Origin of the sequence: Nonomuraea sp. NPDC049709 (assembly GCF_040674815.1) — a bacterium.
In the GTDB taxonomy this organism is placed as follows: domain Bacteria; phylum Actinomycetota; class Actinomycetes; order Streptosporangiales; family Streptosporangiaceae; genus Nonomuraea.
Genome location: NZ_JBFANM010000180.1, coordinates 1 through 5,847 on the forward strand (window position 1 = coordinate 1; position 5,847 = coordinate 5,847).

The following is a 5,847-nucleotide window of genomic DNA, read 5'->3' on the forward strand; positions in this document are numbered from 1 at the left end:
TAGGTCGTCCGGGTGCCGTCGTCGTTCATCACGGTGATGTAGTCGGCGGAGACCTCCTCCACCACACCGGCCTTCTCGGCGCTGATCACGTCACCCGTGTCGGTCGCGGCACGGTATTCCATGCCGGTGCCGACCAGCGGCGCCTCGCTCCTGAGCAGCGGCACCGACTGACGCTGCATGTTCGCGCCCATCAACGCCCGGTTGGCGTCGTCGTGCTCGAGGAAGGGGATCATCGCGGTGGCCACCGACACCATCTGGCGCGGCGACACGTCCATGTAGTCCACCTCGTCCGAGCGGACGTGCTCGAACTCGCCGCCCTTGCGCCGCACGAGCACCCGGCTCTCCGCGAACCCGCCGTCCTCCGTCAGCGCGGAGTTCGCCTGGGCGATGATGTACCGATCCTCCTCGTCGGCGGTGAGGTAGTCGATGTGCTCGGTCACCTTGCCGTCGACGACCTTGCGGTAGGGAGTCTCCACGAAGCCGAAGGGATTGAGGCGGGCGAAGCACGCGAGGTAGCCGATCAGGCCGATGTTCGGGCCTTCCGGGGTCTCGATCGGGCACATCCGGCCGTAGTGGGACGGGTGCACGTCGCGCACCTCCATGCCGGCCCGCTCACGGGACAGACCACCGGGGCCCAGCGCGTTCAGACGCCGCTTGTGCGTCAGGCCGGCCAGCGGGTTGGTCTGGTCCATGAACTGCGACAGCTGCGAGGTGCCGAAGAACTCCTTGATCGACGCCACGACCGGGCGGATGTTGATCAGGGTCTGCGGCGTGATCGCCTCGACGTCCTGCGTGGTCATCCGCTCACGGACGACGCGCTCCATCCGGGCCAGGCCCAGGCGGACCTGGTTCTGGATGAGCTCGCCGATGTTGCGCAGGCGGCGGTTGCCGAAGTGGTCGATGTCGTCGACCTCCACGACGGTCTCGCCCATCGACGTCTCGCCGGCGTGCAACCGGACGATGTACTCGATCATCGAGACGATGTCGTCCTCGGTGAGCGTGCCATGGGTGATCTCGGCGTCGACGCCCAGCTTCTTGTTGATCTTGTAGCGGCCCACCTTGGCGAGGTCGTACCGCTTGGGGTTGAAGTAGAGGTTCTCCAGCAGGGTCTGCGCCGACTCCTTGGTCGGCGGCTCACCGGGCCGCAGCTTGCGGTAGATGTCGAGCAGGGCGTCATCCTGGCCGGCCGTGTGGTCCTTCTCCAGGGTGGCCCGCATCGACTCGTACTGGCCGAAGCGCTCGAGGATGCGTTCGCTGGTCCATCCCAGTGCCTTGAGAAGCACGGTGACGGCCTGCTTGCGCTTGCGGTCGATGCGCACACCGACGCTGTCGCGCTTGTCGATCTCGAACTCGAGCCAGGCACCCCTGGACGGGATGACCTTGCAGCCGTAGAGGTCCTTGTCGGAGGTCTTGTCGATGTTGCGTTCGAAGTAGACGCCGGGTGAACGGACCAGCTGCGTGACCACGACACGTTCGGTGCCGTTGACGATGAAGGTGCCCTTCGGCGTCATGAGCGGGAAATCGCCCATGAACACCGTCTGGCTCTTGATCTCGCCGGTGGTGTTGTTGATGAACTCCGCCGTCACGAACATCGGGGCGGAGAAGGTCATGTCCTTGTCCTTGCACTCATCCACGGAGTACTTCGGCGGCTCGAATCGGTGGTCGCGGAACGACAGGGACATGGTCCCCGAGAAGTCCTCGATGGGACTGATCTCTTCGAAGATCTCTTCGAGACCCGACTGGGTCGGGACGTCCTTGCGCCCGGCCTGGCGAGCCGCCTCTACCCGGGCCTTCCACTTCTCGTTGCCGAGGAGCCAGTCGAAGGACTCGGTCTGCAGGGCGAGAAGGTCAGGAACTTCGAGAGGTTCCTGGATGCGCGCGAAGGAGACGCGATGGGGACCAGCGGGTACGGCGGAGGCGTTGCGCGAGGCTGCCAACAGATGTCCTTCCGGAAAGCACGGATGGAGTCGAACTGCGCGCATGCCGAACGCCCCGGGAAATCCGGGGCGTGCACTGGCAGCACGAGGAGGGCAGCATAACGCAAATAGGAAACGGATGTCTACACGTACTATAAGCGTCAATCCTCGGTGCCGCTTTCAGAATGCCATAGGGGGGTGCCCTCGTCAACTCTCGCGGTGGCCATGTCCACCCCCAAGGTCGGCACGTCGCCGCACTCGGCCCGTTCCACCGTGACGCCGGGCATGCCGCGGACCCAGCGGCCGGCGATCTCCCCGAGCCGCGCCGCCGGCGGGGGAGTGCGGCCCAAACCGATCGCGTAGCGGGCCCGGCCGGGGCCGCTGTCGAACGGGTGCGGCCAGGCGTGGACGTCCGGCACCTCTTCCAGGGCGGCGAGCAACTCCAGCATGCGTCCCCTGACCCGGCCGAGCGCCGCGTCGAGCTCCTCCGGGCGGTCGGCGCGCACGGTGAGCACCGCCCAGGCCGCGTGACGGCGGTGGAGGTGCGGCGGGTCGGGCAGCTCGGCGGACCGGCCGTGCTCCGTGAGCTCCCAGGCCCGGTAGAGCTCCTGGGTGAGCAGGTCCAGCACGCCGGGGGGGACCTGGCGGGCGCAGTTGCGCACCGGGGAGCTGGGCGTCAGCACCGCGATGGGGGCCGGTTCCGGAGCGGCGGGGCCGAGGGCGATCGGGTCGCGCCAGTCCCAGGCGGCCCACGTACTGAAGAACAGGCCCGGCAGGTCGCCGGCGGGCAGGTCGCCGCCCTCGCGTACGGTGTGCGCGGCCATGACCGTCCAGGCCAGGCCGGGGAGCCCGCCGAACGGGGCGGAATCCAGGCCACGGGCCCGCGCCCACGTCTTCACCTGCCTGGCGAGGCGGGCGAAACGGGCGTGGTGCCGGCCTACGGCGACGCGGACGGCGTCCGCGTCGCTGACCGCGCTCATGGCGATCGCCGCCGCCTGGCCCAGCTCGGCGCGCCGGGCCACCGCCAGGCGGGGCGGCACGGATCCGGTGGGCACCACGGTCAGGTCCACGTCCAGCCCGGCCGTGCGGAAGCGCAGGCCCGGCACCCGGGCGCCGACCACCTGGCGCAGCCGGGCCACGCCGGGCAGCGCCTCCCGCACCCGGGCCTCGACTTCAGCCGGGTCCGTCCCGCCCGGCAGCGCCGCCACCAGGTCCAGGTCAGCGTCCGGGAGCTCGCAGCCCATGCGCCGGGATCCGGCGACGTACACGATCCCCGGCTCCAGCGCCTGCGCCAGCCGCCGCGTCACGTGCGCGGCCGATGCCGCCCGGTCCGGCTCGCGGACGGGCTGGGCTGCGGGCCGGGTGGCGGTCGCCGGCTCGGGGAGCCAGTGGATCTCGCCCGTGCCCAGGGTGACGCGTGCCCGGGGGCGCATGGGCTCGTCCGCGCGGCGCGACAGCAGCACCAGCTCCCTGACCTGCGCCGTCATGCCGGTCAGGCGGATCGGGCCCTCGGTACGGCCGAGGGTCAGGTGCGGGGTGAAGCCTTCGGTGCGTCCCTTGCAGCCGGGGAAGCGCCTTTGGAGGGCCTGATGGAGACGGGCCCAGGGCTCCGGGTCGCCGGCGGCGGGGTCGAGCCAGGCGGTCGTGTGGTCGCGATGCCGGAATGTCCGCACCCCCGCCGGCCTGGCCGTGAAGGGCTCGACCTCGGCCGCCGCCGCGGCCAGCAGCGGCGCCGCCGCCTCGAACGCCGACTCCGGCACGAAGCCGAAGAGCAGGTTGACGTGCGGCGGCCAGCGGTCGATCTGCGGATCGTGCGCGCGGCGGACGTCCTGGATCGGCGGCCACAGCTCGTGCGGGGGTATCCAGGCCAGCGCCGTCCGCGCCGTCGGCGGCACGTCGAGCACTCCGCGGTCGTCGTCACCGGTGACGTCGAGGACCGCCTCCACCGCGTAGTGGTCGGAGACGTACAGCCCTTCGGGGGTGGGCGTGTCGCCGCGCAGCGCCGCCGAGACCACCCGGGGGCGGCCGCGGAGCAGGATGCGGTCCAGGCGGGCGGCCCGGCCGGAGCGGGAGGACAGCGCCGCGAGCGGGTTGGCGGCCGGGTCGAAGGTGGGGGTCTCGTCGGCTCCGTACGCCTCCGTCCAGGCGTCGCGCAGGCCGAGCGCGGACGCGGGGGTGTCGGTGCCGTCGTTGAAGTCGCCCACCAGGACCAGGTCACCGTCCACGGCGGCCAGCCCTTCGGCGATCCTGGCCAGTTCGGCCCGCCGCCTGCCCGCGCCGTCGGTGGAATGGTCGCTGGTCAGGTGGGTGACGGCGACGGTGAGCGGGCCGGTGGCGGTGTCCACGACGACGGCGGCCACCGACTTGTGCGGGCCGAGCTCGTGCCGGGCCGCCTCACGTACGGGCGGCCGGCTGAGCAGCAGCAGGCCGCTGTCGTCGACGTCCGGGCCGTACGGGTCGGTGCCGAGCGTGTAGCCGGCGCGTACCCACGGGGTGTCCAGCAGCATGGCCAGCAGCGCGGGCTCGACCTCCTGCAGGGCGAGGACGTCCGCCTCGGCCTCCTCCAGGGCCGCGAGGAGCATGGGGCGGCGGCGGGCGGTGTCGATGCGGTCGCTGTCGTAGCGGTCCCACAGCGTGTTCCACGTCAGCACGCGCGCGGCCGCGGGCCCCGGCCGCGCCCGGCCCGCGGCGGGACGCCAGCCGCCGGCCGCGTCCCAGGCGTGCGGGGTCGCGGCCGTGAAGAACGGCGCCAGCAGGCGGCGCGCCTCCCGCGCCCGGCCGGCCTCGCAGGTGTCGACGCGGTCCAGGCCCGTGGCACGGTCCCAGACCAGCTCGCCGTCCGCCTCGACGAACAGCACCCGGTGCCAGGGGATGTCGCCGCCCGGGGTGAAAGCGGGCAGCGCGATGCGCCCGGGGTCGGCGTTGCGCTGGCCGACCCCCAGGACGAAACGGGACGGGTCGAACCGCGGGTCCCAGCGGATCCGGTGGTAGACCTCCTCGCTGGTACGCATCACGCCTCCTCGTCCAGAGCGCCGTCCACGTCCTCGACGGCTCCGCGGGCCCCGACGTACCAGGTGCGGTGGGCCTGCCCGGGATAGGGCGGGACGAACCGGCGCGCCTGCGCGGCCAGCACGTGTGCGGGCACCGGCTGAGCGCGGCGGCCGTTGCGCCGGTGCAGCTCGTCCTCCTCCACCAGCACGACCACGTGCGTCGTCAGCGCGTCGCGGCGGCGCGCCACCGCGTGCACCAGGGAACGCTGCTGCTGGTTGAGCGAGGTGGCGTCCCACACCACGGTGCCGCCGGCCGCCAGGGCGGCATCGAGCCGGTCCAGGCCCTCCCCGAGCACCTCCCGGTTGGCCCGCTGGTCCGCCCGCGAGCCCCGGGCATCGCGCAGGTCGTCCAGCGACACGTACGCGTCGACCGCCGGCAGCCCGGCCGCGAACGTGCTCTTGCCGCTGCCCGACGGCCCGACCAGCTGCACCAGCCGGGGGAACCGCCTCGACCGCCACCGCCAGGTCGCCGCCACGGCCTCCTCGACCGTGGCGATCCTTCCCCTGGCCCAGGCGTCGCGCGCCTCCGCCCAGCACCGCTCGGCCGCCTCCCCGCCGAGACCGGCCAGGGCCTCGCGCAGGCCGGCCCGTAACGGCTCCAGCGGCGCCGGCCCGAGCAGCCCGGCGTCCTCGGCGTGCAGGGCGGACCATTCGACCTGCTCACGCTCCCGGCCGGCCGCCTCGTCCGCGCGCCCGGCCAGCCCGGCCGCCGCCACGGCGTGCAGCACGCCCAGGTCGGCGGCCAGCGCCATGCGCCCCAGCCCGGCCCGCCGCTCCTCGTCCGGCCTTTCATCCCGCAAACTGTCCATGTAGCTCAACGGGAACGAGACGAGAGGTCACCGACATGCTGCGAGGATTCGCCACACTGACGTTCTGGGCCG

2 protein-coding genes and 1 pseudogene are annotated in these 5,847 nt (G+C 72.5%); all 3 read right to left on the reverse strand.

Features of this window, described 5'->3' with window-relative positions; all coding sequences use genetic code 11:
- Positions 1-1,937: pseudogene (locus AB0J69_RS61275) on the reverse strand (DNA-directed RNA polymerase subunit beta); the annotation flags it as partial.
- 140 nt (positions 1,938-2,077) lie between these two features.
- Positions 2,078-4,927: an RNA repair domain-containing protein gene (locus AB0J69_RS61280; RefSeq protein ID WP_364138515.1), complete on the reverse strand. Its 2,850-nt coding sequence runs from the start codon at positions 4,925-4,927 to the stop codon at positions 2,078-2,080.
- Positions 4,927-5,775, reverse strand: coding sequence for an AAA family ATPase (locus AB0J69_RS61285; RefSeq protein ID WP_364138518.1), 849 nt, complete (start codon positions 5,773-5,775; stop codon positions 4,927-4,929). Before AB0J69_RS61285 ends, AB0J69_RS61280 begins: the two co-directional genes overlap by 1 nt.
- Positions 5,776-5,847 lie beyond the last annotated feature (72 nt).

Coding starts and splice junctions, on each gene's coding strand:
- AB0J69_RS61280 (WP_364138515.1), bottom strand. CDS start 4,927: ATGCGTACCAGCGAGGAGGTCTACCACCGGATCCGCTGGGACCCGCGG.
- AB0J69_RS61285 (WP_364138518.1), bottom strand. CDS start 5,775: ATGGACAGTTTGCGGGATGAAAGGCCGGACGAGGAGCGGCGGGCCGGG.